The 26,150-nt window shown below is 63.7% G+C and carries 26 protein-coding genes; 8 read left to right on the forward strand and 18 right to left on the reverse strand.

The features are described from left to right. The first annotated feature begins 25 nt into the window (after positions 1-25). A complete protein-coding gene (locus A3M7_RS0141355) occupies positions 26-1,720 on the forward strand; it encodes a hypothetical protein (RefSeq protein ID WP_027549165.1) in 1,695 nt (564 codons plus the stop codon). On the opposite strand, the gene A3M7_RS0141360 is transcribed toward A3M7_RS0141355, so the two are convergent. From A3M7_RS0141360 to A3M7_RS0141445, 18 genes are all read right to left on the reverse strand, one after another. Continuing rightward, complete coding sequence (locus tag A3M7_RS0141360; RefSeq protein ID WP_027549166.1) at positions 1,710-2,744, reverse strand: Gfo/Idh/MocA family protein; 1,035 nt, start codon at positions 2,742-2,744, stop codon at positions 1,710-1,712. The two genes, A3M7_RS0141355 and A3M7_RS0141360, sit on opposite strands and share 11 nt — an antisense overlap. Positions 2,745-2,747: 3 nt before the next feature. Continuing rightward, a complete protein-coding gene (locus A3M7_RS0141365; RefSeq protein ID WP_027549167.1) occupies positions 2,748-3,953 on the reverse strand; it encodes a class I SAM-dependent methyltransferase in 1,206 nt (401 codons plus the stop codon). Further along, positions 3,946-5,163 carry a class I SAM-dependent methyltransferase gene (locus tag A3M7_RS0141370; protein ID WP_027549168.1) on the reverse strand — a complete coding sequence of 406 codons (1,218 nt, stop codon included), beginning with the start codon at positions 5,161-5,163 and terminating at the stop codon, positions 3,946-3,948. The genes A3M7_RS0141365 and A3M7_RS0141370 overlap by 8 nt, the downstream gene beginning before the upstream one ends. Before the next feature lie 275 nt (positions 5,164-5,438). Beyond that, positions 5,439-7,694, reverse strand: a complete 2,256-nt coding sequence (locus A3M7_RS0141375) for a hypothetical protein (protein ID WP_245284448.1) — start codon at positions 7,692-7,694, stop codon at positions 5,439-5,441. A gap of 29 nt (positions 7,695-7,723) precedes the next feature. Beyond that, positions 7,724-8,704, reverse strand: a complete 981-nt coding sequence (locus tag A3M7_RS0141380; protein WP_027549170.1) for a lysylphosphatidylglycerol synthase transmembrane domain-containing protein — start codon at positions 8,702-8,704, stop codon at positions 7,724-7,726. 62 nt (positions 8,705-8,766) lie between these two features. Then, positions 8,767-9,345: a WbuC family cupin fold metalloprotein gene (locus tag A3M7_RS0141385; RefSeq protein ID WP_049824018.1), complete on the reverse strand. Its 579-nt coding sequence runs from the start codon at positions 9,343-9,345 to the stop codon at positions 8,767-8,769. Then, positions 9,323-9,988 carry a class I SAM-dependent methyltransferase gene (locus A3M7_RS0141390; protein WP_027549172.1) on the reverse strand — a complete coding sequence of 222 codons (666 nt, stop codon included), beginning with the start codon at positions 9,986-9,988 and terminating at the stop codon, positions 9,323-9,325. Before A3M7_RS0141390 ends, A3M7_RS0141385 begins: the two co-directional genes overlap by 23 nt. A 25-nt stretch (positions 9,989-10,013) precedes the next feature. Continuing rightward, positions 10,014-10,406: an LIC12192 family sporadic carbohydrate cluster protein gene (locus A3M7_RS0141395; RefSeq protein ID WP_027549173.1), complete on the reverse strand. Its 393-nt coding sequence runs from the start codon at positions 10,404-10,406 to the stop codon at positions 10,014-10,016. Beyond that, positions 10,399-11,205: a sporadic carbohydrate cluster 2OG-Fe(II) oxygenase gene (locus A3M7_RS0141400; protein ID WP_027549174.1), complete on the reverse strand. Its 807-nt coding sequence runs from the start codon at positions 11,203-11,205 to the stop codon at positions 10,399-10,401. Before A3M7_RS0141400 ends, A3M7_RS0141395 begins: the two co-directional genes overlap by 8 nt. Continuing rightward, the gene (locus tag A3M7_RS0141405) at positions 11,202-12,320 is read right to left on the reverse strand and encodes a DegT/DnrJ/EryC1/StrS aminotransferase family protein (RefSeq protein ID WP_027549175.1); all 1,119 of its coding nucleotides are present in this window, start codon (positions 12,318-12,320) and stop codon (positions 11,202-11,204) included. The genes A3M7_RS0141400 and A3M7_RS0141405 overlap by 4 nt, the downstream gene beginning before the upstream one ends. Further along, entirely contained in the window at positions 12,310-13,416 is a 1,107-nt protein-coding gene (locus A3M7_RS0141410; RefSeq protein ID WP_027549176.1) for a DegT/DnrJ/EryC1/StrS aminotransferase family protein, read from the reverse strand. Before A3M7_RS0141410 ends, A3M7_RS0141405 begins: the two co-directional genes overlap by 11 nt. Before the next feature lie 8 nt (positions 13,417-13,424). Then, positions 13,425-14,384 carry a transketolase family protein gene (locus A3M7_RS0141415; protein ID WP_027549177.1) on the reverse strand — a complete coding sequence of 320 codons (960 nt, stop codon included), beginning with the start codon at positions 14,382-14,384 and terminating at the stop codon, positions 13,425-13,427. Positions 14,385-14,394: 10 nt separating this feature from the next. Continuing rightward, positions 14,395-15,243, reverse strand: coding sequence for a transketolase (locus A3M7_RS0141420; RefSeq protein ID WP_084302989.1), 849 nt, complete (start codon positions 15,241-15,243; stop codon positions 14,395-14,397). Continuing rightward, positions 15,218-16,255 carry an aminoglycoside phosphotransferase family protein gene (locus tag A3M7_RS0141425; protein ID WP_049824019.1) on the reverse strand — a complete coding sequence of 346 codons (1,038 nt, stop codon included), beginning with the start codon at positions 16,253-16,255 and terminating at the stop codon, positions 15,218-15,220. The genes A3M7_RS0141420 and A3M7_RS0141425 overlap by 26 nt, the downstream gene beginning before the upstream one ends. Next, complete coding sequence (locus tag A3M7_RS0141430) at positions 16,252-16,863, reverse strand: hypothetical protein (protein WP_245284449.1); 612 nt, start codon at positions 16,861-16,863, stop codon at positions 16,252-16,254. The genes A3M7_RS0141425 and A3M7_RS0141430 overlap by 4 nt, the downstream gene beginning before the upstream one ends. 5 nt (positions 16,864-16,868) lie before the next feature. After that, positions 16,869-17,870 carry an NAD(P)-dependent oxidoreductase gene (locus A3M7_RS0141435; RefSeq protein WP_027549181.1) on the reverse strand — a complete coding sequence of 334 codons (1,002 nt, stop codon included), beginning with the start codon at positions 17,868-17,870 and terminating at the stop codon, positions 16,869-16,871. 28 nt (positions 17,871-17,898) lie between these two features. Then, entirely contained in the window at positions 17,899-19,602 is a 1,704-nt protein-coding gene (locus A3M7_RS0141440) for a PfkB family carbohydrate kinase (RefSeq protein ID WP_245284450.1), read from the reverse strand. After that, a complete protein-coding gene (locus A3M7_RS0141445) occupies positions 19,550-20,578 on the reverse strand; it encodes an SDR family oxidoreductase (RefSeq protein WP_027549183.1) in 1,029 nt (342 codons plus the stop codon). The genes A3M7_RS0141440 and A3M7_RS0141445 overlap by 53 nt, the downstream gene beginning before the upstream one ends. A 165-nt stretch (positions 20,579-20,743) precedes the next feature. On the opposite strand from A3M7_RS0141445, the gene A3M7_RS0141450 reads away from it, so the two are divergent. The 7 genes from A3M7_RS0141450 to rplA all read left to right on the forward strand — a co-directional run bounded on the left by A3M7_RS0141450 (position 20,744) and on the right by rplA (position 26,082). Next, positions 20,744-21,331, forward strand: coding sequence for an SIS domain-containing protein (locus A3M7_RS0141450; protein ID WP_245284451.1), 588 nt, complete (start codon positions 20,744-20,746; stop codon positions 21,329-21,331). A 12-nt stretch (positions 21,332-21,343) separates the two neighbouring features. Beyond that, entirely contained in the window at positions 21,344-22,366 is a 1,023-nt protein-coding gene (locus A3M7_RS0141455; RefSeq protein WP_027549185.1) for a lysylphosphatidylglycerol synthase transmembrane domain-containing protein, read from the forward strand. Positions 22,367-22,451: 85 nt separating this feature from the next. After that, the gene (locus A3M7_RS0141460) at positions 22,452-23,720 is read left to right on the forward strand and encodes a class I SAM-dependent methyltransferase (RefSeq protein WP_027549186.1); all 1,269 of its coding nucleotides are present in this window, start codon (positions 22,452-22,454) and stop codon (positions 23,718-23,720) included. A gap of 356 nt (positions 23,721-24,076) precedes the next feature. After that, positions 24,077-24,268 carry a preprotein translocase subunit SecE gene (gene secE, locus A3M7_RS0141465; protein ID WP_007611620.1) on the forward strand — a complete coding sequence of 64 codons (192 nt, stop codon included), beginning with the start codon at positions 24,077-24,079 and terminating at the stop codon, positions 24,266-24,268. Then, complete coding sequence (gene nusG, locus A3M7_RS0141470; RefSeq protein ID WP_007602985.1) at positions 24,268-24,822, forward strand: transcription termination/antitermination protein NusG; 555 nt, start codon at positions 24,268-24,270, stop codon at positions 24,820-24,822. Before secE ends, nusG begins: the two co-directional genes overlap by 1 nt. Before the next feature lie 132 nt (positions 24,823-24,954). Beyond that, positions 24,955-25,383: a 50S ribosomal protein L11 gene (gene rplK, locus A3M7_RS0141475; RefSeq protein WP_011088164.1), complete on the forward strand. Its 429-nt coding sequence runs from the start codon at positions 24,955-24,957 to the stop codon at positions 25,381-25,383. A gap of 6 nt (positions 25,384-25,389) precedes the next feature. Further along, entirely contained in the window at positions 25,390-26,082 is a 693-nt protein-coding gene (gene rplA / locus A3M7_RS0141480) for a 50S ribosomal protein L1 (RefSeq protein ID WP_011088163.1), read from the forward strand. Positions 26,083-26,150: the final 68 nt, after the last annotated feature.

Below are 26,150 nucleotides of genomic sequence, written 5' to 3' on the forward strand. Positions count from 1 at the left end.
GTAGGCGTGCGAATTCTTGCCGCCGATGCCATCTCTTTCCCGTTTCAGCACATCCGCAACGCTGCGCGCGACAGTCGTTCTGTTGGCGATGCTGCTGGTCGCGCATGCGCCGATGCTGCTGAACGACGGCCTCTTCATGGACGACTGGCTGGTGCTCAAGCCGCGTCCGGACTTCATGATCGACATCGATTTTCTCCTGAGCGGCGCGGGCCATCCGATCTTCTTCAGCTACGACACCTTCGCCAACTGGACCGGCGCGCCGATCGTCGTGATGGTCTTGCTGGCGCTCGCCGGAATCTTCCTCGGCGCGATGTGCCTGGCGCTAACCGCAACGCGTCTCGGTCTGCTCGACCGTGCGGAGGCGGTCGGCTTCGCACTGATCGTTTGGACCTATCCCGGCTATCAGCTCTGGGCGGGCAAGGCGAACGCGGTCTACGTGTTCAGCTTTGGGTTGGTGTTCATCGGGGCATGGCTGCTCACGCTCGCCTTCAGCGCGCAAGGCATGCGGTGCGTGCTGCTCCGGTTGGCGTGTGCGCTCGTGTTCCTGCTGAGCTTTGCACTCAATTCGACGATCATGCTGTACGCATTCGTGCTTGCGGGCCTCTTCATTGCGGTATGGCGGAGCCGCGGCGAGGCGGAAGGCCTGATTCAGCGTACATGGCGCGCGGCCTGGTATTGCATGACCCGCTATCCGGAGCTGGCGGTGCTGCCCTTGGTCTATTGGGGCGCACTCAGCGTCTGGTTCAAACGTACCGGCGTCTATGCGCAGCACTACAACGCTCATCTGCCGACGTTCGGCGAATTGGCGAACGGATGGAAGACGTTCTTCGTCACCGCCTATTGGGACGTCGTGACCAACGCGCTCAAGATGACGATCGATGCACCCGCGCCACTCGTTGTGGCTGCGCTCCTCGTCGGCGCCGGCCTGTTCCTGCTGCGCTCCGAGACAGAGCCGACCGCAACCGGAAATGCGATTGCCGCGCCGCTCTCGCTCGCAGTGGTCTCGTTTCTGGCGTTATCGCTCCCTTATCTGGTCGCGGGATCGCGGCCCTCCAGCTCGCACTTCTACGAGAGCCGTCATCTGCTCATGTTCGGCCTGCCGTCGGCACTGACCCTTCTTGCTTTCAAACGATGGGTCGAACGAACGATCGGGCCAAAGGCAGCCTTCGTGGTCGTGTTCGGATCGGGGGCGGTGCTGTCGATCGGACTGCTGTGGAACGTCTACGTCTTTATGCAGGCGAGGACGCTGAAGCAGGAGTCTCTCGCGAACGACCTTGTCAGCCGGGCCCAGCCGGCAGCAACGGTGTTCGCGCTCGATGACGGATTTGTCGACTACCCGTCGCGCCACGTGCCGTTCGGCTTCGCCGAGGTCAGCGGCATGCTTCGCCTTGCCTGGGGCAATCAGCCCTTTGTCGGATTTACCTTGCGTGCCGAGAAGCCGACCGTGCTCCAGGAAGTCGAAGTGGCGCGGACGGCGCCGGGAAGTGCGTTCCATCATTTCGATCCGTCGGGGCCGCAGGCGACGATCTCGCTCCAGCCGGGCCCTGCGGCCGCGCCGAACCAGGCTCTGGTGCGCAAGTACTACGCATGCCGGCTGCTGTCGCGCTGCGACGTTTCACAGTTTCTGCGTGAACTGGCAGAGGTCACCATCAAGCCGGGGCCGATCGCGGGAATAACGCCGCTCGAACGTTCGAAGCCGGATGCGAGGCCTAGCCGCTGACGCGCCGCTTCCAGATCGCCTCGGCGAGAGCGATGTCGGCCACAGAATCTTCGCCGGAGGCCAGGGGCGTTCCTTGTTCGACGATATCGGCGACGAAGGCGTCGGCCTGACGCCGAAACGCCCAGCTCCCCTCGCGCACCAGCCGCGTGCGTTGTCCGCCCTGGTCGAGGATGACCTCTGCCTCCTGCTCGGCAAAGGGCGGGGGCAATTCGATGCTCACGGCGCCCCGCTCAAAATCGATCGTCAATCCCTCGCGCCAGGCACCTTCGGATCCATTCACGAGATCCAGCGTGCAAGCGACGCCGTCGAAGTCGAGGGTTATGCGCGCAGCTCCCGAGTTCTCGAGGGTGCTTTCGGCGACTGCCGGCGACGGTCCGAGCACGTAACGCGCAAGATTGATGATATGGCTGAACACGTTCAGAAAATTGTCGTAGCCGGGCCGCATCGCGCCCGGCATCCAGTCGGGACCATCCTGCCAGAGCTCGAGCCCGTCCGGACGGGTTTCGCCGGTCATGACGAAATTGTCGTGCGATCGGCCGGTGTCGCCGCCGAAGCACCAGCCTCTTGCTCCGACCAGGCGTCCGAGCGAGCCGTCGGTGCGCAGACGCCTCAGTTCGGCCAGCGCGCGCGCCACGCCGGCGTCGTGACGCTTCATGTAGCCGATGCTGTAGACGAGGCGCTGTCGCCGCGCGGCTTCGGCCAGCGACGCAGCCTGAACCGTCGTGTAGGCCATCGGCTTCTCCGACAGCACGTGCCGGCCGCTGTTCAACGCATCCAGCACGATCGGGCCGGTGGCGCGACGCTTGGTCACGACGACGACGGCGGATACCGCGCTGTCCGCGAGCAGCTCCCGGTGCGTGCCGTAGGTCCGCGGGATGCCGAATTTCTTCGCCGCGGCGGCCGCCAGGTCAGGCCGGAGATCGGCGATCGCAACGACGCGACAGGCGGGATTGGCGGCGAAATTGGCGAGGTGGCACATCTGGCCGACCATGCCCGTTCCGATGATGCCAATGCCTGGCCTCACTGGCTACGATCCTTCGAAGCGCTTCCGGACGACGAGGAAATGCGCCGGCTGTCCCCAGGTGCCGATGAACGCCGGATCCGACTGGGTGAGGGCGGCAACCGCGGACGCATCCCGTCGCCCGATCGCGCTGAAGATGCGATGGAAACTGTCGAGCGTTGCCGTGATGGCTTCGATGTCGGAAGCATCGTCGGCGAGAATATCCGTCGTCAGGATCGTCTCGCGTAACGAGGCGAGGCTCGCGATCACGCGGGGCAGGCTGTCGCCGAAGGGCTCGTCGATCATTCGGTCCACATCGAGCACCAGCGCTTCGATCGAAGCCGAGATCGCGCTCACCGCGTCGGCCTGGCCGACCAGATAGAGCTTCCGTCCCCCGAGGAAGCTCAGGCGGCTGCGGTCGAGATGGCGTGCGGCGCGACGCAGCTTCTCGTCCGCCGACAGGACCTTCTTGTGCCAGTAGACATCCAGGCTGTCGCGATAGGCGGGCCATGCCGAATGGATGTCGAATCCCTGCTCGTGCGCCGCCGTACAGAGGGCCTCCGCATCGAGGAAGTAGCGGTGCCGGACGAACGGATTCTCGAGCACGTCCATCAGCCAGGATTCGAAGCTGCGGGTGTGCGGAATGCTGTTCCACTTCGGCTCGAACAGCAGCTTCGCCGTCTCCAGCGCGGGGCGGCCCGTCAGGGCCTTGCCGGCGGCATGGATCGCCTTGAGCGCGAGCTCGAAGAAGCCGCCATAACGTTCGTAATAGGAAACGACGGCGTAACCGTCCGGATTGAGCAGCCGGTGGAAGATGCCGAGCCATTTTTCGCTCGGCTGCACCGTGTAGATGAACCCTTCGGCGTCGATGATGTCGAAACGGCGGTCGCTGCGAAACCCCTCGACGTCGGACAATGCGAGTTCGCGAAGACGTTCGGCCAGGCCGAAATGCGCGAAGTAGGCCTGGATCTTCGGGTGCGCATGCCGGTTCGGTTCGGCGAGCGTCATGTTCGCGCCCCAGCCGGCAAACACCAGCGCGTTCTCACCGGAATCAGGACCGAATTCGAGGACCTCGGCATCGCGGAACAGCCGCGGAGGCAGCACCAGCTTGTCAGCAAAGAGTTCGCGCCGCTGGCCCGCATAGGCCGCGAGTTCGGCGGCCGACTTGAAATTCCCGAACGTCGGCAGCACGTCCTGACGTTCGTAGTAGTTGAAGAGCTTGTCCTCAGCCATGCCGCGACCCTGCGGCCGCCTCGAGGCGGTCGAGCTCGCTCCAGATATCGGAGGGCGCGAAGATCGAGACGATGTGCAGCGGGCGCTTCACGTTTTCGCGCAGCCGGCTGCTGACCTTCTCTTCGTTCTCCTGGTTCACGGCCAGAAGACAGACCAGCGGACCGGACTTCGTTGCGAGGTCCTCCGGCGAGCGGATCGGAATCCCGGTGCCGGGCAGGAACAGGCCCTGACGCTCCTTCTGGTCGTCGACCGAGAGATCGACGAGATCCGCCAGCTCATGCGCATTGGTGAAGGTGCAGGCGCGGCAGCCAGCGCCATAGATGGCGATCTCGGTGCCATTGGCGCGAGCCTTGGCGAGGATCGGGCGCAGGCGTTCGCCATACTCCCGCGCGCGCTGACCAAATCTCTCGCCGACGCCGGCCGGCGCGGGCGGCGCCGTCACCGGGCCTGCGGCACGGCGGGCGGCGATCGCGAGACTGCCACCACTGAAATTGTATTTCTTCACGGACACCGTCTCGAAGCCGTGGCGCGCGAGCAGCGCGACCAGCGTAGGCTCGGTGAAGTAGCTGACGTGCTCCTCCCAGAGCACCGAGAGATCGCCTGCCGTCGAACCGGGTGCGAAATCGGGCACGTCGATGAACAGCAGCCCGTCCTCCTTCAGCGCGATCTTCACGCAAGCGAAGAAGTTCTCGAAATCGACGATGTGCTCGAGCACCTGGCGCGATATGACGAGGTCGAACTTGCCGGACTGAGCGACCGCGTCGTGGGCCATCTCCGGGCTGAGCATGTCGGCATAGACCTTGATGCCGCGCTCGCGGGCGATCTTGCCCGACACAGGATTGGGCTCGACGCCGACCATGACCTTGGTGCCGCGCTCGCGCAGCCTGTCCATGAACAGGCCGTCGTTGCAGCCGATCTCGAACACGGACTGATGCTTCGAGAATTTCGCGATGGTATCGAGCTCGTCGACCTGGTGCGGCTCAGGCTTCCAGCTGCTGAAATTGTAGTTGAACTGGCGATAGAGGATGTCGGGATCGATCGGCTTGACGATCTGCGGCAGACCGCAATCGCCACAGGCGAGCACCTCGAACGGATACCGTTCCTCCTGCTCGTTCCGGCTGTGCCGAAGTCGATGCGCAATCGGCATCTGTCCGAGGTCGATGACCGGTCGCAGGTTGGTCGAATGGCAAAGGCGGCAATGGTCGGTCACTGGTTTGGCTCTGCGCAGGAATCATACGGAAATCGGCACCCTTGAGGGGTACCCAGCTTACTCAAGCCTATATAGCGGCACAGGCCGTGCCACAATTCTTAAGTTGCCCCGGGAGGGCTGTTCACAGGCCCCCTGGTCCCCTGAAGCGGTACTCGCAGCCTTTTGTGGGCCGAATCCTCCGCCGGCTGCATTTGGCCTGCGGCGAGAGCTCGAGGTTGCGAATCGCCGTGTCGCCGAACATGCGCGGAACCGGGGCGATCGCGGTAGCGCATGTCCTATTGGCAGGTGGAGAGCTGAGCGAGAGCCGCGATGTCTCCTCGCTTGCCGGCAAGGGTCGAGCGGTGCTTCACCACCTCGAACGGCTCGGTGCCATAGGCCTCCCGGTAGATGTCCTTCGATCTCGTCCGCAACGCTGAAATGCCGGCCTCGACCTGCGGGCTCAAGGTTTGATCGCCGTCTTTCCACGTCAACAGCCAATAGTGCGGGGTCTCGCTATGAACAGCGAATCGCCTCTCCAGCTCGGCCTTTTGAAACAGGTCGGAGAAGCCGTTGAGCCAGAAGTCGCAATTCTGCTTCTGGACATAGAACAGTTTCACGCCAAGCGATCGGAGGGTAGCTTCTGCCGTATCGGCGGTCCCAAGTGCGATCTTCCCGAAGTCGCGCGCGACGTCGCTCTGATAGGTGTGGATGACCTTGCCCCGCGTGAGCAGCGACGAAAAATAGCAGGGCACCATTGCCCGGTAGCCGTTCAGGGCGAGAATGCGATCGGAGCCCGTCGATTGCAGTTCGTCGCACCGGCGCCAGTCGGCGCTGACACGGGGCATTTGATCGAGCGGGCGCCCCTTTACGAAAAGCATGGCGCCGTCGGCGTTGAAGCTGCGCCAGGGATATGCGCGGATTGCCCAGGCGCAAACCAGGAAGAGCGTCAGGACCGCGATGTGCGGAGCGAGGCGTCCGGTAAAACAGCTGGGAGCCAATCGCGATGCGACTGTCAGTCCCCCGAAAGCGACAGCGACGCTTGCGACGGGGATCAGCGCCTTCACATGGAACGACAATCTCATCAGGCTCGGAATCTGCAGTGTCGCATCGAGGAGCCGGACACTGACGAGGTAGGCGACAAGGATGAAGAGTCCTGCGGCCATGCCCGACGACGGCGTCCTGAGGGCCGAGGATCGACCGGGCAGAAGCTTCGAGTCGGCGAACGAAACAACGCAAAATATCATCACGAGGAAAGCAGCGGCCTCGAAGACGGTTTTTACCTGTCGGGTCGCTGCCATCAGTCCCGATCCAATGGAAAAATCGCTCACTCCAACGGACTGCGCCAGCACGAAATAGTCGAGGATGTCGAGGCTTCCGAATTGCGAAAACCGGTCTATCGACACGACATGCCGGAAGATCGAGTAGGGATTGGTTGCCGGAATTCCGAGATAGACATAGTTGCTTGCAAAAGCGACGATGCACCCGCCGGCCGCGCCCAATCCTAGCGTCAGGCCCATGGCGATGCCCGATCGATCGCGTTGGAGCGCCTTGGCAAGCACGCCCAATCCGGCGATCAAGAATGCGAAAACTGCATAAAGCGGATAAGTCAACGCGAAAGCAAAGGCGCAAATCCCGGCGGCAAGCCTGTCTCTGCCTTTGCAAGATCGCATGACGACCAGCAGGAAATAGAAGCAGAATGCTGCCGTCTGGAGATGGTACTTCCCAAATTCCATGACATGGAGACCGGAGTCCCACGCCAGCCCGAGGATCGCGACGCCGAGCGCTATTGGTATTGCCGCTTGATCCCATCCGGGTCCGAACGCCCGTAGCGGCATGAGCGTGCGGATGAGCTCGAAGATAACTGCGCCGATTCCGACGAAGTAGAGAAACGAAATGATCTGGGCGACATGGGGCGGGAGAAACGTCGCCAGCAGCAGATGTAGCCCGTTGCCGTGGCCGATCTCGAAGTCGGAGAAGATGGGATTGTCAGCCGCAAGCCAGACGCTGTGATTTCTCGCAACCTCTGCAAGATAGGGTGCGTAGAGCTGCTGAACGTCGGTCGAAATGACGTCAGGTATGACGGCGCGATCGAGGAAGACCGCTCCCAGAAGCCAGACGCCGAGCAGCAACATCGCGAGTGCAGCGTAGTTTATCTCGATCCGGCGTGGCGTTCTGAGGCTGCGTGTGTCCCACAGCAAGACCGCGGCCATCAGTCCGAGAACGAGCTGCGGGTACAGGATGGACATTGCGCCGAGTCCCAATCCGATCAGGATCAGCACAGCTGCCCCAAGGAAGAACTCATCGACGCGCCGGGCGGCTTCGTGCCTGATCAGTGCGTACGTCAGGCGCCCGGTGGCGATCACGACCCAGCCGAGATACGGTGTAAGAACGAGCCAAGAGACGACATACGTCTGTGCGATCCAGCCACCATCGAATATCAACGCACGGTAGGTGCCGCTGCGATTCAGGCACGAGATGGAAAGCGCGGCCGGCGCAAGAATCAGGATCCGCCACCACCACGTCTCGACGATGGTGCGCAAGCGCACTGCCATCGCCTGATCTGATCTGCCGCTGACCATTGCTAGATCGACGCGGCGTCGGCCTGCTCGGCGATCGCGCGGCTCTTGTCAGGGGTGAAATTGGCCCGCTCCGGAGCAAGCAGCCATACCAAACCGCCGAACAGTCCCACGGTCAGGGCGCCGAGACCCAGCAAGACCGATATCGCGAGCGCCTTGTCGGAGGAAATTCCCGCCAGGCTGAGCGCGCCAACCATCGCCCCCTCGCGAACGCCCCATCCTCCGATCGAGATCGGGACCGCGGACGACAGAATGACAAGTGGGACGAGAACGAACGCGTCGCGCGCGGAAAGTTGCGCCTCCATTCCGATCGCGAGGAAATAACAGGCTGCGACCGTGATCAGATGGATGAGGACGGCGGATACGATCAGCGTTCCGCGCCCCTCGCTCGCCAGCAACGGAGCCCTGACGAGCATCGCGAATTGTACGATCTTGGCCGGCAGCGCCGCGATCATGCGAGATGGCCACCAATCCAGCGTGGCCAGGGCGATCGTGCCGAGGCATGCAAAGACGAGAACGATAACGATCGCGGAAAGGAGCGAGTTGTCGCTGATCCGTGGCAGCAGGAACGGCAATCCTGCCAATAAGACGGCGCCAAGCGCCAGCAGCCCGACGAAGCGATCGGCGACGATGCTGCCGATCGTTTGTGACCATTGCACGCCATTCCGCCGCAACATCCAGATCCGGACCGCGTCACCGCCGGCGGGCAGCACTTGATTGAAAAAGGTGCTGACGATGAGAATACGCCAGCCCGCCAGCCAATCCAGCGGCACGCCCATCGCGCGGAGGATCAGCATCCACCGGTGACAGAGCACGAAAGTCTGGGCGAACAGCAGCAACACCGCGAGCGCCAGCATCTCCAGTTTGACGGCGAGAAGATCGGCCTTCAGGGATGACAGGTCCTGGCCACGCAAGAGCCATGCGAGGATTCCGATCGAGACAGCGAACTTGATGAGGGTCACCAATGCTTTTGCAGGCTGCTTCATCGGCTGGTTTCGTCCTCGATCATTCACGGCGGGATAGCCGAGCAGCGACAGCGGGTCGAAGTCTATTTGCGAGCCAGATGCTCCGCGGCGAGCGCGCCAGTCTTTGTGACATAGTCCTGGACCGTGACGGCTTCGCTGCCATCCGGCGCCCAGTCGGGAAATGCCGTACGGGTGGGGTCGAAGGGACCGGCGGTGGTCTCGTGAAACACCAGCCATTCCGAGGTGATCAGGATCGAGTGGAAGACCTGTTCGGGCATCCGGTAATAGCAGCGCTTGCCCTGGCCGTATGGTGCCATCTCGAGCACGTCGCGAATGCGGCCGTCATCTTCGAAGATCACGACCTGCGCCGTGCCCTCGATCACGTGAAACGATTCCGGTTTGCCAAAATGCTTGTGGGGCCGCACATACGCCTCGCGATGATGCACGATCAGCATCTCGTGCAGGCCCGACGAGGGATCGGGATGCGTGCACAGCCGGCTGCGCAGGCGCGGGTTGCCGGCGGCGATGCGCTTCAGCTCGGCGATCGTGGCATCGTCCGCCGTGACGATGGCGTCGTCCGAATAGTACACTTCCGGATTCTGCGCGCGCAGCGAGGTTGGCCGGCCCAGGCCGGCCGTCTCATTCGAAGAAGATGAACCCATGGTCGCCTCGATACCCGCATTTGTCGTAGATCCAGGCCCATGTTTCCGGACCGTGGAAGCTCAGGCAGGTGAGTTGCCAGTAGAGGAGATTTGCCTTCTCGCGCTCGTTGCGAAACGATTCCACCATCAGATATTTTGAGGCGCCGCGTCCGACACGCTCGATCTCCGACACCGCGCGGAAGACGTCCTCGAGCGGAAGGTTGTGCAGCACGCCGAGCGACACCACGAGATCGAAGCTGTGATCGGGGTAGGGCAGCTCGACGGCGCTGCCAACCTTCAGGTGCGGCCGCACCTCCTCCTTGGCGTTGGCGATGCCATATTCGGAGACGTCGATGCCCGCGATCGTGAGGTCGGGGACGAGCTGGGTGAACTCGTAGAGCAGATAGCCCTTGCCGCAACCGACATCGAGCACGCTCATGCCCGGCTTGATGCCGTAGCGGTCGATCAGGGTCTGGGCGAGCGGGCGCCACCTTCCGTCGTAGCGATAGCCGCCATAGCCGTAACGGCGGTCGCCGTCCCAGTAGTCGCGCCCCCATTGCCGCGCCACGGTGGCGGATTCGGCCTTGTCATGCTCGACCACGCGCTGAACGTAGTTCCGCTTGGTCGATGCGTGCATCGGCTGGAGCAGATTGATCTCGGTCATGATCGTCGACCGGTCCGCGACATCGTCACAGGATGGTCGCGAATCTATTGACGAGCAGGATGTCCTCGACGGCCTGAATGCCGTCCCGCGACGAAAGCGTGATCTCCTCGACGGCTGCGTGAAGATCGCAGCCCTCGCGCAGCACGCGGTCGTAGATCTCCCGTCGCCGCGCCTCGTCGGGCGGCAGCATGAAGATGCTGTAGAGGATCAGGCCGTTCAAGCGGGGCAGCTCGTCCAGGATGTCCTCGAGCACCATGTAGCTGCCGGGCATGATGTGCTCGACGGCGCTGAGCAGGTATTGCAGGTTCTTCCGCCGCGCGTAGTCGCGGATCACGATGTTCTGGACGTGCTGTGGGGAGCGGCTGCCGTTCAGTGGCCGGGCGCCAATGTAGCCGCGATGGCCGGCTCGCTCAGCCATGGAAGCCTCCCGGTAGCTTGTATTGCATGCCGACCCGTGTCGCCGGGCGCAGCAGGATCGGCTCGAAGAACTCGCCGAAGCGCTTGTCCGCGTAGGGCGACATGATGCTCTTGAACCGGCAGTTCATGCTCCAGCGCGTGCCGGGCTCCTCGTTGATGCGATTACCGTGCATCAGGGTCTGGTTGAACAGCATCACGTGACCGTAGGGAATCTCGATGAAGGTCGCGTGCGGCTTGATCGTCTTGTACAGCTCCTCGGCGCTGCGCAGGCTCGCCATCCGATCCTGCATGTCGCCGTTCAGGGACGGGGGCAGCAGATACATCGCTTTAGTGCGGTGGACGTCCACCAGCGGCACCCACACCACGACCTCGAACGGCGAGTCGCCCGACCAGACATCGGAGTGCGTGGCGAGCAGCGAGGAATCGTCGCCGGGCATCTGGATGCTGAGGTTGACGCGGCGCTGCATGCAGAGCTCGTTGCCGACGATGGTTTCGATCGTCGAGCGGGCGAGACGGAAATAGGTCGGCCGGAACCAGGGCTCGGCGTTGAGGCCGTTGAAGACGTGCAGCCGCAGGCCGTTGAGATCGTCGACGCTCACGCGCGTATGGATGCCGTCGAGCATCGCATAGGGATCATTGCTGTGCGGCAGCTTCAGATAGTCCGCGGCAAGTTCAGCAGCGCGCCGCTGGATCCGGTCGAGCCCGGCGCGGTCGTCGGCCGGCGTCGTGACGAAGCCGTTGTCGATGAAGCGCTGCGCCAGCGCCTGCTCGTCGGCCTGGAGAAAGTCCGTATCCGTCATGCAAAATACTCCCGGGCGGTCGCGCAAATATAGCTGATATCGTCGGCCGAGAGGAACTGATTGATCGGGAGCGTGAGGATCTGATCCGCTTGCCGCTCGGTCACCGGAAACGCGCCGCGCCCCAGACCAAGATGCGCTGCCGCCGGCTGAAGGTGGATCGGCACCGGATAGTGGATCGCGGTCTCGATGCCCTTGTCGGCAAGATATTTCTGGAAGTCGTTGCGGCGGTCAGTCTGCACCACGAAGGTGTGGAACGTATTGAACTCGATGTTGCGGCAGGGCGGAATGAACAGGGGCAGGCCTGCGAGCTCGGCGCGGTATTGCGCGGCGTTGCGCCGCCGGCGCTCGATCACCGACGGCAGGTTGCGCAGGCGAATGCGAAGCAGCTCGGCCTGCAGCGTGTCGAGCCGTGACACGATGCCCCATTCCTGGACGTCGCTGCGGTTGATCAGACCGTGATTGCGCAGGCGGCGAATTCGCGCGGCAAGCTCGGCGTCGGCGGTGACGAGGAAGCCGGCATCGCCCGCGGCATTGAGATTCTTCAGGGGATGTGCGGAGAAACAGCCGAACGTTCCGATGGTGCCGCTCATCCGCCCGTCATAGGTCGAGCCGACGGCCTGGGCGCTGTCCTCGATCACGGCGAGAGCGTGCTTGTCGGCGATCGCCATCAGCGGGTTCATGTCGGCCATGCGCCCGGTCAGGTGCACCGGCATGATCGCCTTGGTCCGCGGCGTGAGGGCGGCCTCGACCGCGGCCGGATCGATGTTCTGGTCCGGCAGCACGTCCGCAAAGACCGGCGAGGCGCCGACTGCGATGATCGCGGCGGTCGATGCCACGAACGAGTTCGGCGGGGTGATGACCTCGTCGCCGGGACCGATGTTGAGCGCCCTCATCGCGAGGATCAGCGCATCGGTGCCGGAATTCAGGGTCACGACATGCGGCGAGCCGAGATAGGCGGACAGTTCCTCTTCGAGCTTTCCGACCGCCGCTCCGCCGATGAAATCGCCACGCTGGAAGACGCCCTCGACCGCCTGCATGATCTCGGCGCGCTCTTCCTCGAATTGCGCCGGAAGATTGACGTAACCGATGCGGCGGCGGCCGGTGTCAGCGTCCATGGCAGAACTTCCTGACAGTCTCGATGACGCGATCCTGCTGCGCGCGTGTCAGGTGCTGGTCCACCGGGAAGCTGATGACTTCCTTGGCATGGCGGTCGGTGACCGGGAACGTTCCCGGGGCGTAACCGAGATGCTTGAGGCCTTCCTGCTGATACAGCGGGATCGGATAGTGGATCTTGGCTTCGATGCCGTTGTCCAGGCAGTACTGATAGAGCTCGTCGCGACGCTCGGCGAACACCATGTAGAGGTGATAGACGTGCTTCACGTTGGGCCGGCGCGGCGGGACGCGCAGGCCGGGCAGGCCGGCAAGGCCGGCGTCGTAATAGGCTGCGTTCTCGATCCGGCGCCGCGTGATCTCGCTGGTCTGGCCGATCAGCCAGTTTCCGACCACCGCCTGGAGGGAATCGAGCCGCGAGTTGCAGCCGAGGATCGCGATCTCGTCGCGGTTCTTCATGCCGTGGTTGCGGATGAGGCGGAGCTTCTCGTTCATGCCGTCGTCATTGGTGACGACGACGCCGGCATCGCCCCAGACGTTGAGGTTCTTGAGCGGATGCAGCGAGAAGCCGGCGGCGATGCCGTGGGTGCCGGAGCGCTTGCCCGCGAACTCCGAGAGGATGCCCTGGCAGGCGTCCTCGACGACGGGAAGGTTGTGGCGCTGCGCAATCGGCATCAGCTTGCCCATGTCGGTGACCTCGCCGGTCAGCTGAACCGGCATGATCGCCTTGGTCTTCTTCGTGATCGCGGCCTCGACCTGGTCGACGTTCATGCAGAAGGAATCGTCGCAATCGACCAGCACGGGCGTCGCGCCGGTCTCGGCGATGGCGCCGACGGTGGCGATGAAGGTGTTGGCGGCGGTGATGACCTCGTCGCCATGGCCAATGCCGAGCGCCTTGAGCGGCAGCTTGAGCGCGTCGGTGCCCGATCCGACGCCGATGGCGTGACGCACGCCGATCAGCTCGGCGAAGCGCTTCTCGAATTCAGCGACAGGCTTGCCAAGGGTGAAGTCCCCGGTCGCCACGAGACGGCCGATCTCGGCCAGGATCGGGGCGGGGTCGGAGAATTGCTCGAGCAGATAGGAGTATCGAACGTCGTACATGTGACCCGTCAGGTGGAATGGAGTTGAGGGGAGGAGGTGTGCGAGGCGGCAAGTGCGCGCTCGATCGAGGTGGCAATGGCGCCGGCGGAAAGCCCGTGCTTCTTGAGCAGGGAGTCCTGCGAGCCGTAATTGTGCATGAAGCGGTCCGGCAGCGACAGCCGCAGCATCGCCGGCAGGCCTGATCCGAGCCTGTCGATCAGCGTCTCCGCGACCGCGCTGCCGAGGCCGCCGGACGGGACATGCTCCTCGAGAGTCGCCACGAGCCTGGTGCCGCGGATCGCTTGCAGCAGCGCCTCGGTGTCGAGCGGCTTGACGGTATGCATGTGCAGGATGCCCGCGCGGACGCCTTGTGCGGCCAGCAGGTCGGCTGCGGCCAGCGCTCGCTGAAGCATGATCCCGGTGGTCACCATGAGGACGTCACCCGGCGGGCGCATCAGGATGGCCTTGCCGATCTCAAAGCCATGCTCGGCCTTCGAGACGATGGCGTCGCCGCCTTTTCCCAGGCGGATGTAGATCGGTCCGGTCCAGTCGAGGGTCTGCTCCATCAGCCGCGCGGCTTCGTCGGCATCGCACGGGCAGACCACCGTCATGTTGGGCAGCGCCCGCATGATGGCGATGTCCTCGATCGCCTGGTGGGTGGGACCGAGCGGCGCATAGACGAGCCCGCCGCCGTTGGCGATCAGCCGCACCGGCAGGTTGTGCAGGCAGAGGTCGACGGCCACCTGCTCGTAGCAACGGCGGGTGAGGAATGTCGCGATGGTGTTGACGTAGGGCACGAAGCCCTCCATCGCGAGGCCGGCCGACATGCCGATGATGTGCGCTTCCGAGATCCCTTCGATCAGATGGCGCTTCGGAAACTCCTTGCTCATCGCGCGCAAGGTGCCTGCGCCGGGATCGGAGCCGATGTAAAGCACACGCTCGTCGCGAGCGGCGAGCTTGTGGACCATGTTCATGGCGGTGTTGCGCATGGGATGCCGATCAAAAATCGCCGACGGCGACGCGAATCGCGTCGAGCTCGCTGTCGGTCAGCTTGTTCTTGTGATGCCAATCGGCGTTGGATTCTGCGGCCGGCAGACCCTTGCCCTTGACGGTATGGCAGATGATCGCGGTGGGTTTGCCCGCAACCGGCGGGACCTGCTTCAGGACGGTGCGCAGGGCGCCGACGTCGTGGCCGTTGAGCTCCTGCACGGCAAAGCCGAAGCTGCGCCACTTGTCCGCGAGGGGCTCCAGCGGCAGGACGTAGTCGGTGGGCCCGTAGCTCTGGAGCTTGTTGTAGTCGATCAGCGCGACCAGGTTGTCGAGCCCGTGCTTGGCCGCGCCCATGGCAGCCTCCCACACCGATCCCTCGTTGATCTCGCCGTCGCCGAGCAGGACGAAGGTGCGGTAGGTGCGCTCGCGCATGCGCGCGGCGAGCGCGAGGCCGACACCGATCGACAGGCCATGTCCAAGCGCGCCGGTCGAGGCCTCGACCCCCGGCACCATTCCGTATTCGGGATGTCCGCCCAGAATACTGTCCGGGCCGCAAAAGCCCTCCAGCTCCGACAGGGGGAAGAAGCCGCGGTCGGCCAACAGCGCATAGAGCGCGAGGCAACCGTGTCCCTTGCTGAGAATCGCGCGGTCGCGGCCCGGATCGCGCGGGTTGTTCGGATCGATCCGCAGCACGTCGTCGTAGAGCACGCGGACCATCTCGATCAGCGACAGGGCAGGACCGACATGTCCGCGTCCGGCGGAACGGACGGAACCGAGGACCAGACGACGCAGGTAGAGACTGCGCTCGTCCAGCGTGCAGGTGAGGGCGGCTTCAGCGTGGGGTGAGATCTGGATCACGTTGGCAAATCGTTTGATGGAGCCGGCGGGCTTTGTCGAGCTGACCGGCAAGGCGGACCGTCAGATCGCCTCCTTGCGCAGCCAGAGCGCGCCGGGAGCGGCTTTCCGGCAAATAAGCATTCAGGACAATCAGGCACCAAATCGCCCCGAATAGAGGATACAGTACGTCTCGGCGGACCGCAAACGCGTCATCCCTAGCCGAGAAGGCTTGCGTGAGGCGTTCGATCAGGCGATTCGCGCTTGTCGCAGGCAGATCGCTGCCGGGGTGGATCGCGGTGTCGGACAGCAGCTTGACCGGATCGTCCCAGCCGAAATATTCGAAGTCGATGAAGCGCAGGCGGCCGTCCTCGCCGCGGAGCGCGTTGTGCAGTCCGAAGTCGGACGGGCTGAGCGCGCGATGCGCCAGCGCAAGATCCGCTGCGGGATCCCGCCCCAGTTCCGCGTAGCGCCGGCGGAGCTGCCGGATCGCGATGTCGGTGCTCGGAACCAGGCTGGCGTCCATGAATGCACGCAGTTCGGGTTCGTCATCCGACGCCCGCCGCAATCCGTCCAGGCGCAACTGGTACTGAGTGACCGCTTCCTCGGGCGAAAAGATGCTGGCTGAGGCGTTCCTCAGAAGCTGCGCGCCTTCGGCGTCGCGCAGCTTCTGCAGCGCGATCAGGAAATCGGCGAGCTGATCGGCATCGTCGACTTGCGGGCGCAGCACTGCGGCCTCGCCGTCGAACCATTGATACAGCGCGCAGTTCGCATCGACGTCCTTCGCGATCGGCCGCGGTGTCGACGTGATGCCGTGGCGCGACAGAAACGACAGCGCGTCATATTCCTGTCCCAGGCGATCGCGTCCGTCGGAAGGATAATGCTTGAGGGCAAGGGGCGGCCCCTCGGCCATCTCCAGCCGAAACACCCTGTTATTGCTGCCGGACCGTGCCGGCTGGGCGGCCGCGACCCGCGCCCCGGTCAGGCGGCTGCCGATCGCCATTGCATCGGGTGCGCTGATGTCGGGCTCGCTCATTCCGCAAACACCTCGTGGCGGATGCCGGCCCATGTCGCGATCGGCTTGCAATGTTCGGGGTGGGGCGGCTGCGATCGCGTGAACAGGATCGATCGCGTGGCCTTCGGAAAATGCGGTTGCTCGAAGACCTCGACGAGATCGTCGATGAAGACATCGAGCTCCAGGCTCGCAAGTCTCTCGACCTTGCCGGCCAGTGTGTCCTCGAAATAGACATCGCCGACGGCCAGTGCCGCGTCCGCGGCGTCGATCAGGCCAGCCCCCCGCAGCCAGCCGCGCGCGGCGTCACGCAGGTCGGTGTGGTCGGGGTCCTGGTGGCCGAACCGGGTCTTGTGGCTGACGATGTAGACCTTCGAGCCGGCTTGCCTGCACGTTGCCAGGAATTCCCGCACCCCCGGATAGATTTCGGCGCCGCCAATGCCCTTGCCGTAGACGAAGCCTTGCAGCCCTTGCCAGGCAAGCTCGCCGCCCGCACGGGATCGCAGATGATCCCGTACCTCGGTCTTCAGCCCCTCCCAGCCCTCCGGCACCAGCCCACGCTGACGCGCGACGGCGGCAAAGACCTTGTCGTAGCAGATGATCGTGTTGTCGAAATCGATGCCGATCCGCACGCCGCTCACTTCAGGCTGATGTTCTGCATCATCTTGATGTTGAAATACCTGGGGTCGTTGAGCGAGTTCGGCAGGCGGCCGGCCTTGAAGGCATCCACAAGGCCGGACACGGCCTGCTCGATGGTGTGCGTCGGCGCAAATCCGAGCTCGCGGCGGATCTTCTCCGATGAGACATGGTACGAGCGCAGATCGTCGGTCGGCTCGACGACCACGTCGACATTGCTGCCGACCACCGACTTGACGATGTCGGCGATCTTCATCAGCGAGTGGTTTTCGTAGCCGATATTGTAGGTCTTTCCGTCGATCTTCGCGTCGTCCTGATGAAGCAGGAACAGATAGGCCGCGGACATGTCCTCGATGTGCAGGTTGGGCCGGCGCTGCGTTCCGCCGAACACGCGGATGCGGCCGGTGTTGACCGCGAGATTGGTCAGGATGTTGACGACGACGTCGAGCCGCTGCCGCGGTGCGTAGCCGCAGACGGTCGCGGGACGAACGGTGCAGGCGACGAACCCGGACGCGGCCTCGTCGGCAAGGTCGGTCTCGCACATCGCCTTGAACTTCGAGTAGTCCGTGAGCGGCTCGCAGGACAGCTCCTCGGTCACCTCGGCCTCGTCCTTGATGCCGTAGACGCTCGAGGAGGAGGCGTAGATGAAGCGCTTGATGCCGGCCTTCTTCGCGGCGCGCACCATCGGACGGAAGCAGTCGTAGTTGATGGACTTGCCGAGCCCAGGGTCCAGCTCGAACGAGGGGTCGTTGGAGATGCAGGCGAGGTGGATCACCGCGTTGTTGCCGCGCAGGGCCTCGTTGATCGCGGCCTCATCGCGGATGTCGCCCTTGATCAGGCGAAGGTTCGGATTGTTGCGAACCGCGTCGAAGACCGATTCGCCATACATGAACAGGTCGAGCACGGTGACCTTGTGGCCCGCTGCAAGCAACTGGGGAACCAGCACGCTGCCGACATAGCCGGCGCCACCGGTGACCATCACGTTCCATTTCTGATCAATCACTGTCGTTCTCCAGAATTCTTCCTGTGCGCTATTTCAGCAACGCGGTGACAAACTTGACCAGCGGAGCCTTTTCGACCGAGTTGCGGTGACCGACGATGCCGACCTTGATCGCGCCTGCGGCGTTGCCGATGAAGGCGACGTCCTCGATATTGCCGCCGGCGGCAACCAGCGGCGCCGTGATCGTCAGGAAGGCATCGCCGGCGCCGACGGTGTCGACGACGGTCTTGGTGAAAGCGGGCACGCGCGCGACGCCGGTCTTCGACGAGAAGGGGTAGCAGCCGAAGGAGCCGTGCGTGATGATCATGTTATCGCAGTCGATCTTGCCGTGCAGGCTGGTCTCGATCACCGACGCGATGTCGCTGAACTTGTCGGTGGCGGCCAGCCGCGCTTCCGGCGCGTCGATGCAGATGTAGTCCGCCCGCGGATACTTCGTGATCAGATTGTAGCCGTGGTTTCCGCTGTTGCTCTGGGCGTTGATCGCCAGGAACTTGGAGTTGGCGATCAGGGCATCGATCGTGCTTGGAGCGATCATCCCGTGACCGAAATCGGTGACGATCACCACATCCCCGCCGCGAACGCGCTCGGCGGTGATGCGGTCGATCTCCTTGCGCTCGGCCTCGTCGAGCGGGGTGTCGTCCATGGTGTAGACTTCGAAGAGCTTGTGCAGATACCCCAGCTCGACGTACCGCAATTTGCGGGTCGTCGGGCGGCCCTGAATGCGGATCGGCGTGAGCGTGACATTCGGGCGGACATGCGCGCGGATGAACTCTTCCGGGTAGTCCTTGCCACCCAGCGTCGTGACGATCTCCACCGATTTGCAGAAGCTCGCCACGTGATTGGCCGCGGCAATGACGCCGCCGGCAAATTGCTCGCCATTCTTGAACAGGGTGGCGACGATGTTTTCCTTCGAAGCCTTTCCGAGCGCCGTGACGTACTGGTATTCGTCGATGATGGTGTCGCCGACCAGCACCACGTGCATGTCCTGGATCTTGTCGATCAGCTTCAGCAGGCGCTCGGCGCCACCGCTTTCGCGCACCTTCTGGAGGTAGTCGCGCAGAGGGGGATCGTAGATGTCGAAGTAGCGGTTCATCAGCGACGACGAGCTGAAGGTCACGTCGCGCGTGAAGACGATGCGGCCGCCATGGCGTTCGACGGCATCTCGCTCGGTGGCGATCTTGCCGGTGACGTCATCCTCGGGATTTTCGTAGTCCGAGCCCTTCACGTAGATGTCGGGGCGCACGGTATCGAGGATCGGCTCGGCGCTCGAGGTCTGGTTGATGCCGACCCAGTCGACCGTGCCGAGCGCGGCCAGCATCTCGGCGCGCATGCTCTCCGGGAAGATCGGCCGCCCCGGGCCCTTGTTGACGAAACGGTCGGCCGTGACGGTCACGATGACCACGTCGGCCTCGTTGCGCGCCGCCAGGATGTGCCGGACGTGGCCGAGATGCACCAGATCGAACACGCCGTGGCACAGCGCAACGGTGCGGCCCTCGGCCTGCGCGGCCCGCGCGATCGCGCCGAGTTCCTCGATCGTCTTGATCTTCTCGTGCGGTGCCGGATGGACGATCGGCTTGTCTGTCGAAGCATTACCCATGTGTATTATACCCAAAGCGCCGGCCGACCTCAGCCGGCCGTCCCGGAATTGATCGACTCGCGGCAACGATATCCGGCGAACCTGTTCAGTGGCTTGCCTTTTGCGGCGTGCCGGACGCCGCGCCGTCCTCGTCGCCAAGATATTTGAACCAGTCCTTGGTGGCATCGGCGATCTTGTCCACCGTCCACAAAGGCGCGTCCTTGTACTGATCCATCGACTTCAGCATCGTCGCGACGCCGTCCTCGAACTTCACCTTCGGCGTCCATTTCAGGACCCGCTTGATCTTGGTGATGTCGGCGTAGGTGCAGTCGGGCTCGCCGGGACGCTTGGGGATGTGGACCTTGTCGCCGCCGAGAAGCTCGACCAGCCGGTTGACGCTGTAGGTGTTGTCCGAGCCGACGTTGAATATCTCGTGCGAGACCTCGGAGCGCGCGGCAGTCACGAAGGCATCGGCGACATCGCTGACGAAGGTGAAATCGCGGGTCTGCTCTCCGTCGCCGACCACCGTGAAGGGCTTGCCGGCGAGCTTCTGCGCCATGAAGACGCCGAACACGGCGCCGTAGGTGCCTGTGGTGCGATGGCGCGGCCCGAACACGTTGAACAGGCGGAGCGCCACGGCCGGAAGCTTGTAGACCTGGCACCAGTGCATGACGCACTGCTCGCCGAGATTCTTGGTGAGTGCGTAGGGATACATCGGCCGAATCTCGGCACTCTCCGGTGTCGGATAGACGTCGGGAATGCCGTAGCAGGACGATGACGCCGCGTAGACGAAGCGGCTGACGCCCGCCTGCCGCGCAGCCTCGAGAACGTTGACCGTGCCGTCGACATTGGTGCGATGATACGGGATCGGAGACTCGATCGAGGGAACGATGTCGGCCAGCGCCGCGAGATGGAAAACCCAGTCGATGCCGTCGAAATGCGGCCTGATCGATTCGAGCTCGGTGACGTCGGCCCGCACGACCTTCAGCCGGCTCGAACCGGCGCGCGACGACAGATTCTCTGGACGTCCGATGACGAAATTGTCGAGCGCGATGACCTCGTGGCCGTCATCGAGGAGTCGATCGACGAGGTGACTTCCAATGAAACCGGCGCCGCCAGTAACGATACATTTCATGGGGAACATCCGTGACGCGAATGCCCAGCGAAACAGGCTCGCCAATGTTGAGTGAAACCCGAAAGCCGACTACCAGCCGCCCGCAAACTTTGCAAGTATTATACCTTTGCAATCCCTAGTAATAGTCGGTATCAGGGCGACATGTTGCAATCGAGCCGCCAGCCCATGCCTTCCGAGTCCGTCGATCCCGATCACAAGGCCTTCCTCGACGACTACGTCGGTCGCCTCCATCGCGCGACCGCGATAGACGACGGTATTTTTGCGGGGATCTCCGCCACCCGTGCGACCTGGTTGCGCACGCGCGAGCAGGGCGGTCGCGTCATCTTCATCGGCAATGGCGGCTCGGCCGGCATCGCCTCGCATCTGGCGATCGATCTGGCGAAGAACGCATCAGTGCCTGCGCTGTGCTTCAGCGATGCAAGCATGATGTCGTGCCTCGCCAACGACTACGGTTTCGAGGACTGGATCGCGCACGCCGTGCGGCTGAACGCCCGCGCCGGCGACTGCCTCGTTGCGATCAGTTCGTCGGGGCGCTCGAAGAACATTCTCAATGCGGTCGCGCAGGCGAGGACGATGAAGCTCGATGTGATTACGCTGTCGGGCATGAATGCGGAGAATCCCCTGCGTAATCTCGGCGACGTCAATTTCTGGGTGGACAGCCGCAGCTACAACATTGTCGAGACCACGCACCAGTTCTGGATGATGGCCGCGATCGACCTCGTCATCGGTCGCGCGGAATACCCGGCGTCCTGAGGCGGGTATCGGATGCAGTCGCGCTTCAAACAGACGGCTCTGTTTTCGGTGAAGCTGCTGCTGTCGATCGCCGTGCTTGCCTACATCGCACGCGGTCTCGATCTGGGCCGGTTGCGCGCTCATCTCGTCTCCGTCGATCCGTTCCTGTTCGCTCTCGCGCTGGCGCTGATCTTCTTTCAGACCTTCGTGCTCAACGGCCGGTGGGAGCTGATCATGCGCGCGCTCGGCGTGTCGCTGGACTGGTTCGCCGGCTGGCGGATCCTCATGATCAGCCTCTGGTTCAACCAGGTGCTGCCGTCGTCGGTCGGCGGCGACGCGGTGCGGATGTGGCTGCTGCGGCAGCGCGGCGTGCAGTGGCCGGAGGCGGTCAAGGGGGTAGCGGCGGACCGTTTCACGGCGTTGATCGGGCTGGTCGTGCTAATGGTGGCCGGATTGCCGTTCCTGATGTCACGCGTGTCCGATCAGGCCGCGATCCTGGCCATCGGCGGGCTGACGCTGGCGGGCGTCGCCGGCACCGTGGTCCTGTTGACACTCGATCGTCTGCCGAAGCGCCTCATCGCGCCTCCCGCGATCGCAAGCTTCGTTCGGTTCGGGACGCTCGTCAGATTTCTTCTCTTGCAGTCCGCGTGCCGCGGCTTGCTCCTCGGATCGGCGCTCCTCATCCATCTCGTGACGGCGGCGGCCTGCTATGCCCTGGCGCGCGGCGTCGGAGCGCAGCTCTCGGTGCTGGATGCCGGCATCCTGATTCCGCCGGTGGTGCTGCTGACGGCCGTTCCGATCTCGATCAGCGGCTGGGGCGTTCGCGAGGGAGCCATGGTCGCCTGCCTTGGCCTTGCCGGCGTTCCGTCCGAGGAGGCGCTGTCGGTTTCGCTCCTGCTGGGTGCCGTCAGCGTGATCATCGGTCTTGCAGGCGGCGTGATCTGGCTGGCAAGCCCGGAGCGCGGCTCGTATTCCGCGGACAAGGCGGCGAAGGCTGCGGAACAATCGCCGAATTACGCAATGGCGAAGGTCGAGGAGGTATCGAGCCACCCTTGACCCGCTTGAACCATTGCCGTCGACCTAATCTTCACAGGGTGGGATTGCCCCATCCGCGCGCATCTCTCCGTTTTCTGGTTCCACGATGAAAAACCTGTTCTACGTCCGTCATACCTGCCGCCTCTGTCATTCGGACAAGCAAGAGCTTGTCGTCCCGATGGCCGGCATGCCCATTGGCACACCGAACTTCCAGGTGCCCGACGCGAGCGTCGACGATCCGGTCTTCAGGGCCGCGGTGCCGATGGCGCTGCATCTGTGCAGGGACTGCGGCCACCTCCAGATTCTCCATGTCGGCAATCCGGAGATCCAGTACCGCAACTACGTCTACACCACCTCGCTCTCGCTCGGCCTGCGGCAGCATTTCGAAGGCTATGCCAGCGACGTCGTCAGCCGCTTCGGAATCGCGCCGGGATCGCTGGTGGTCGAGCTCGGCAGCAACGACGGATCGCTGCTCGGCTTCTTCAAGGAGCGTGGCATGCGGGTGCTAGGCGTTGATCCCGCCGTCGACATCGCGCGGCGCGCGACCGAGGCGGGCATCGAAACCATCGGCGATTTCTTCACTGACGCCGTCGGGCACCGCATCCTGAAAAGCCACGGTGCGGCGAGCGTCGTGATCGCCAACAACATGATTGCCAATGTCGACAATCTCGATCCGCTGGTGATCGGGGTTCGCGACGTGCTTGCGCCGGACGGGTTGTTCGTCTTCGAAACGCAATACGGCGTCGACGTCACCGAGAAGAACCTGCTCGACACCGTCTATCACGAGCATCTGTCGTATTTTAACATCAAGCCGCTGACGCGCTTCTTCGCGCGGCTCGGGATGGAAGTGATCGACGTCCAGCACATCTGGACCAAGGGCGGATCGATCCGCGTGACGGTGCAGCGCGCCGGCGGCGCGAAGAAACCGTCGGCGGAGGTCGCGCGGTTCATCGCCGAGGAAGACCGGCTCGGCGTCGATCAGCCGGCCTATTATGCGCCCTACGTGAAGCGGATCGCTGCCATTCGCGACGAGTTGGTCGCGATGGCCGATGCCGCCCACGCACGCGGTCAACTCGTCGCCGGCTATGGCGTCTCCGTCGGCACCACGACCCTGCTGCCGCAGTTCGGCCTGGAGGGCAAGATCGACTTCCTGGTGGACGACGACCCCAAGAAGGGGAACGTGATGGCCGGCCCCGGCTACGACATCCCGATCCTGCCGCCCGCCGCCCTTTACGACCGCAAGCCGGCGTTCGTCGTCGTGTTCGCCTGGCGCTACGTCGACCCGATCCGGGCCAAGCATGCCGGTTATTTCGCGGACGGCGGAAAGTTCGTGGTGCCGTTGCCGGGCATTTCCATGGTCGAGCGGGCCGATTGACGCTGGTCTGGGGCCGCCGTCAGCGCGAGGCGGGCGGTCAGGCCGGTTCGAGCGTCGGAAGGCTGCTCGGCCCGGCCCGGTAAACCGTTGATTCGCATGGGCTCTGCCGTAGGCCTGCGGGGGCGAGGGGACGCCGGGCGGATGAGCCGCTACCTTGACGTTTGGCCCCGTTCGCAGTAGATACCCGCCACCTGCAGCCGGCCCGTTAGACGCGGATCTCCGGCGCGGCTTTGAAATCCCCGAACAATCGAGCCCGGTTTCCGGCTCATCCTTCGAGACAGAGGGCTGGGCCAACGGCGGCTGTTCGGATCCCTGAAATTCATTCGCGTCTGTCGACGGACGTTGGACATCAAACGATGGCAGTCAGCCCGTTCAAGTTCTTGCAGGAAGTGCGCTCGGAGACCGCCAAGGTCACGTGGCCGACCCGTCGCGAGACAACGATCACCACCATCATGGTGTTCGTCATGGTCGCCGTGGCCTCGATCTTCTTCTTCGCCGCCGACCAGATCATCCGTTACCTCATCACCTTCCTCTTGGGCATTCACTGATGGCTACAGCAACCGCTCAATTGTCCGACAAGCGCTGGTACATCGTCCACGCCTATTCGAACTTCGAGAAGAAGGTCGCCGAATCGATCCGCGAGCAGGCCAAGCAGCGCGGGCTCGAGGAACTGTTCGAGCTGGTGCTGGTTCCGACCGAGAAGGTCACGGAAGTGCGCCGCGGCCGCAAGATCGACGCCGAGCGCAAGTTCTTCCCCGGCTACGTGCTGGTGAAGATGAAGCTGACCGACGAGGCGTTCCATCTGATCAAGAACACGCCGAAGGTGACCGGCTTCCTCGGCGCGGAAAACAAGCCGATGCCGATCTCGGAAGCCGAGGCCATGCGCATCCTGCACCAGGTGCAGGAGGGCGTGGAACGGCCGAAGGCGTCGGTGTCGTTCGAGATCGGCGAGAACGTGCGCGTGGCCGATGGCCCGTTCGCCTCGTTCTCCGGTGTGGTCGAGGAAATCGACGAGGCGCGCTCGCGCGTGAAGGTCGCGGTGTCGATCTTCGGCCGCGCCACGCCGGTCGAGCTGGAATTCGGTCAGGTCGAGAAGGTCTGACCGGGTCGCGCGTGAAGCCGAAAAGCTTCGCGCAAAGAGAGGCCGTGGGAGGGAGAGGGCGGTTGCCAGCCGCATCCGACCCAGACCACGAACCTGAAACCGCCGGCCTGTCCGGCACAACAGGAGTGATACATGGCAAAGAAAGTGACCGGATACCTGAAGCTTCAGGTCCCGGCCGGTGCGGCGAATCCTTCGCCCCCGATCGGTCCCGCGCTTGGTCAGCGCGGTCTCAACATCATGGAGTTCTGCAAGGCGTTCAACGCCCAGACCCAGAAGGAAGAGAAGAACACCCCGATCCCGGTGATCATCACCATCTATGCGGACCGTTCCTTCACCTTCGAGATGAAGACGCCGCCGATGTCCTACTTCCTCAAGCAGGCCGCCAAGATCCAGTCCGGCTCGAAGGCGCCGGGCCGCGACAAGGCCGGCAAGGTGACCAAGGCGCAGGTGCGCGAGATCGCCGAGAAGAAGATGAAGGACCTGAATTGCGACACCATCGAATCGGCCATGAAGATGGTCGAGGGCTCTGCCCGTTCGATGGGTCTGGAAGTGGCGGGGTAAGCGGTCATGGCAATCGGAAAGCGTTTGAACAAAGCCCGCGAAGGTGTTGACCGCGAAAAGCTTTACCCGCTCGCGGAAGCCATCAAGATGGTCAAGGAACGCGCGAAAGCGAAGTTCGACGAGACCATCGAGGTCGCGATCAATCTCGGCGTCGATCCCCGTCACGCCGACCAGATGGTCCGTGGCGTCGTGACCCTGCCGAACGGCACCGGCCGTACGCTCCGCGTCGGCGTGTTCGCCCGTGGCGCCAAGGCCGACGAGGCCAAGGCTGCGGGCGCCGACGTTGTCGGCGCCGAAGACCTGGTCGAGAAGGTGCAGAACGGCTCGATCGATTTCGACCGCTGCATCGCCACCCCCGACATGATGCCGCTGGTCGGCCGTCTCGGTAAGGTGCTGGGCCCGCGCGGCCTGATGCCGAACCCGAAGATCGGTACCGTGACCATGGACGTCACCGGTGCCGTGAAGGGTGCCAAGGGCGGCTCGGTCGAGTTCCGCGTCGAGAAGGCCGGCATCCTGCAGGCCGGCGTCGGCAAGGCCTCGTTCTCCGAGGAGAAGCTGGTCGAGAACATCAAGGCCCTGGCCGACGCTGTCTCGAAGGCGAAGCCGGCCGGTTCCAAGGGTACCTACATCCAGCGCGTTGCGGTGTCCTCGACGATGGGCCCCGGCGTGAAGGTCGAGCCGGGCACCATTCTCGGCTAAGGTTTGCCTCGGCCAGAGGTTTGGAAATTGCATGAGGCGAGGGGCGGAATTGGGCAACCGATTCCGCC

Origin of the sequence: Bradyrhizobium sp. WSM2254 (assembly GCF_000472645.1) — a bacterium.
Classification (GTDB): Bacteria; Pseudomonadota; Alphaproteobacteria; order Rhizobiales; family Xanthobacteraceae; genus Bradyrhizobium; species Bradyrhizobium niftali.

Coding starts and splice junctions, on each gene's coding strand:
- A3M7_RS0141355 (WP_027549165.1), top strand. CDS start 26: ATGCCATCTCTTTCCCGTTTCAGCACATCCGCAACGCTGCGCGCGACA.
- A3M7_RS0141365 (WP_027549167.1), bottom strand. CDS start 3,953: ATGGCTGAGGACAAGCTCTTCAACTACTACGAACGTCAGGACGTGCTG.
- A3M7_RS0141375 (WP_245284448.1), bottom strand. CDS start 7,694: ATGGCAGTGCGCTTGCGCACCATCGTCGAGACGTGGTGGTGGCGGATC.
- A3M7_RS0141380 (WP_027549170.1), bottom strand. CDS start 8,704: ATGAAGCAGCCTGCAAAAGCATTGGTGACCCTCATCAAGTTCGCTGTC.
- A3M7_RS0141385 (WP_049824018.1), bottom strand. CDS start 9,345: ATGGGTTCATCTTCTTCGAATGAGACGGCCGGCCTGGGCCGGCCAACC.
- A3M7_RS0141390 (WP_027549172.1), bottom strand. CDS start 9,988: ATGACCGAGATCAATCTGCTCCAGCCGATGCACGCATCGACCAAGCGG.
- A3M7_RS0141395 (WP_027549173.1), bottom strand. CDS start 10,406: ATGGCTGAGCGAGCCGGCCATCGCGGCTACATTGGCGCCCGGCCACTG.
- A3M7_RS0141400 (WP_027549174.1), bottom strand. CDS start 11,205: ATGACGGATACGGACTTTCTCCAGGCCGACGAGCAGGCGCTGGCGCAG.
- A3M7_RS0141405 (WP_027549175.1), bottom strand. CDS start 12,320: ATGGACGCTGACACCGGCCGCCGCCGCATCGGTTACGTCAATCTTCCG.
- A3M7_RS0141410 (WP_027549176.1), bottom strand. CDS start 13,416: ATGTACGACGTTCGATACTCCTATCTGCTCGAGCAATTCTCCGACCCC.
- A3M7_RS0141415 (WP_027549177.1), bottom strand. CDS start 14,384: ATGCGCAACACCGCCATGAACATGGTCCACAAGCTCGCCGCTCGCGAC.
- A3M7_RS0141425 (WP_049824019.1), bottom strand. CDS start 16,255: ATGAGCGAGCCCGACATCAGCGCACCCGATGCAATGGCGATCGGCAGC.
- A3M7_RS0141445 (WP_027549183.1), bottom strand. CDS start 20,578: ATGAAATGTATCGTTACTGGCGGCGCCGGTTTCATTGGAAGTCACCTC.
- A3M7_RS0141450 (WP_245284451.1), top strand. CDS start 20,744: ATGCCTTCCGAGTCCGTCGATCCCGATCACAAGGCCTTCCTCGACGAC.
- A3M7_RS0141455 (WP_027549185.1), top strand. CDS start 21,344: ATGCAGTCGCGCTTCAAACAGACGGCTCTGTTTTCGGTGAAGCTGCTG.
- A3M7_RS0141460 (WP_027549186.1), top strand. CDS start 22,452: ATGAAAAACCTGTTCTACGTCCGTCATACCTGCCGCCTCTGTCATTCG.
- secE (WP_007611620.1), top strand. CDS start 24,077: ATGGCAGTCAGCCCGTTCAAGTTCTTGCAGGAAGTGCGCTCGGAGACC.
- nusG (WP_007602985.1), top strand. CDS start 24,268: ATGGCTACAGCAACCGCTCAATTGTCCGACAAGCGCTGGTACATCGTC.
- rplK (WP_011088164.1), top strand. CDS start 24,955: ATGGCAAAGAAAGTGACCGGATACCTGAAGCTTCAGGTCCCGGCCGGT.
- rplA (WP_011088163.1), top strand. CDS start 25,390: ATGGCAATCGGAAAGCGTTTGAACAAAGCCCGCGAAGGTGTTGACCGC.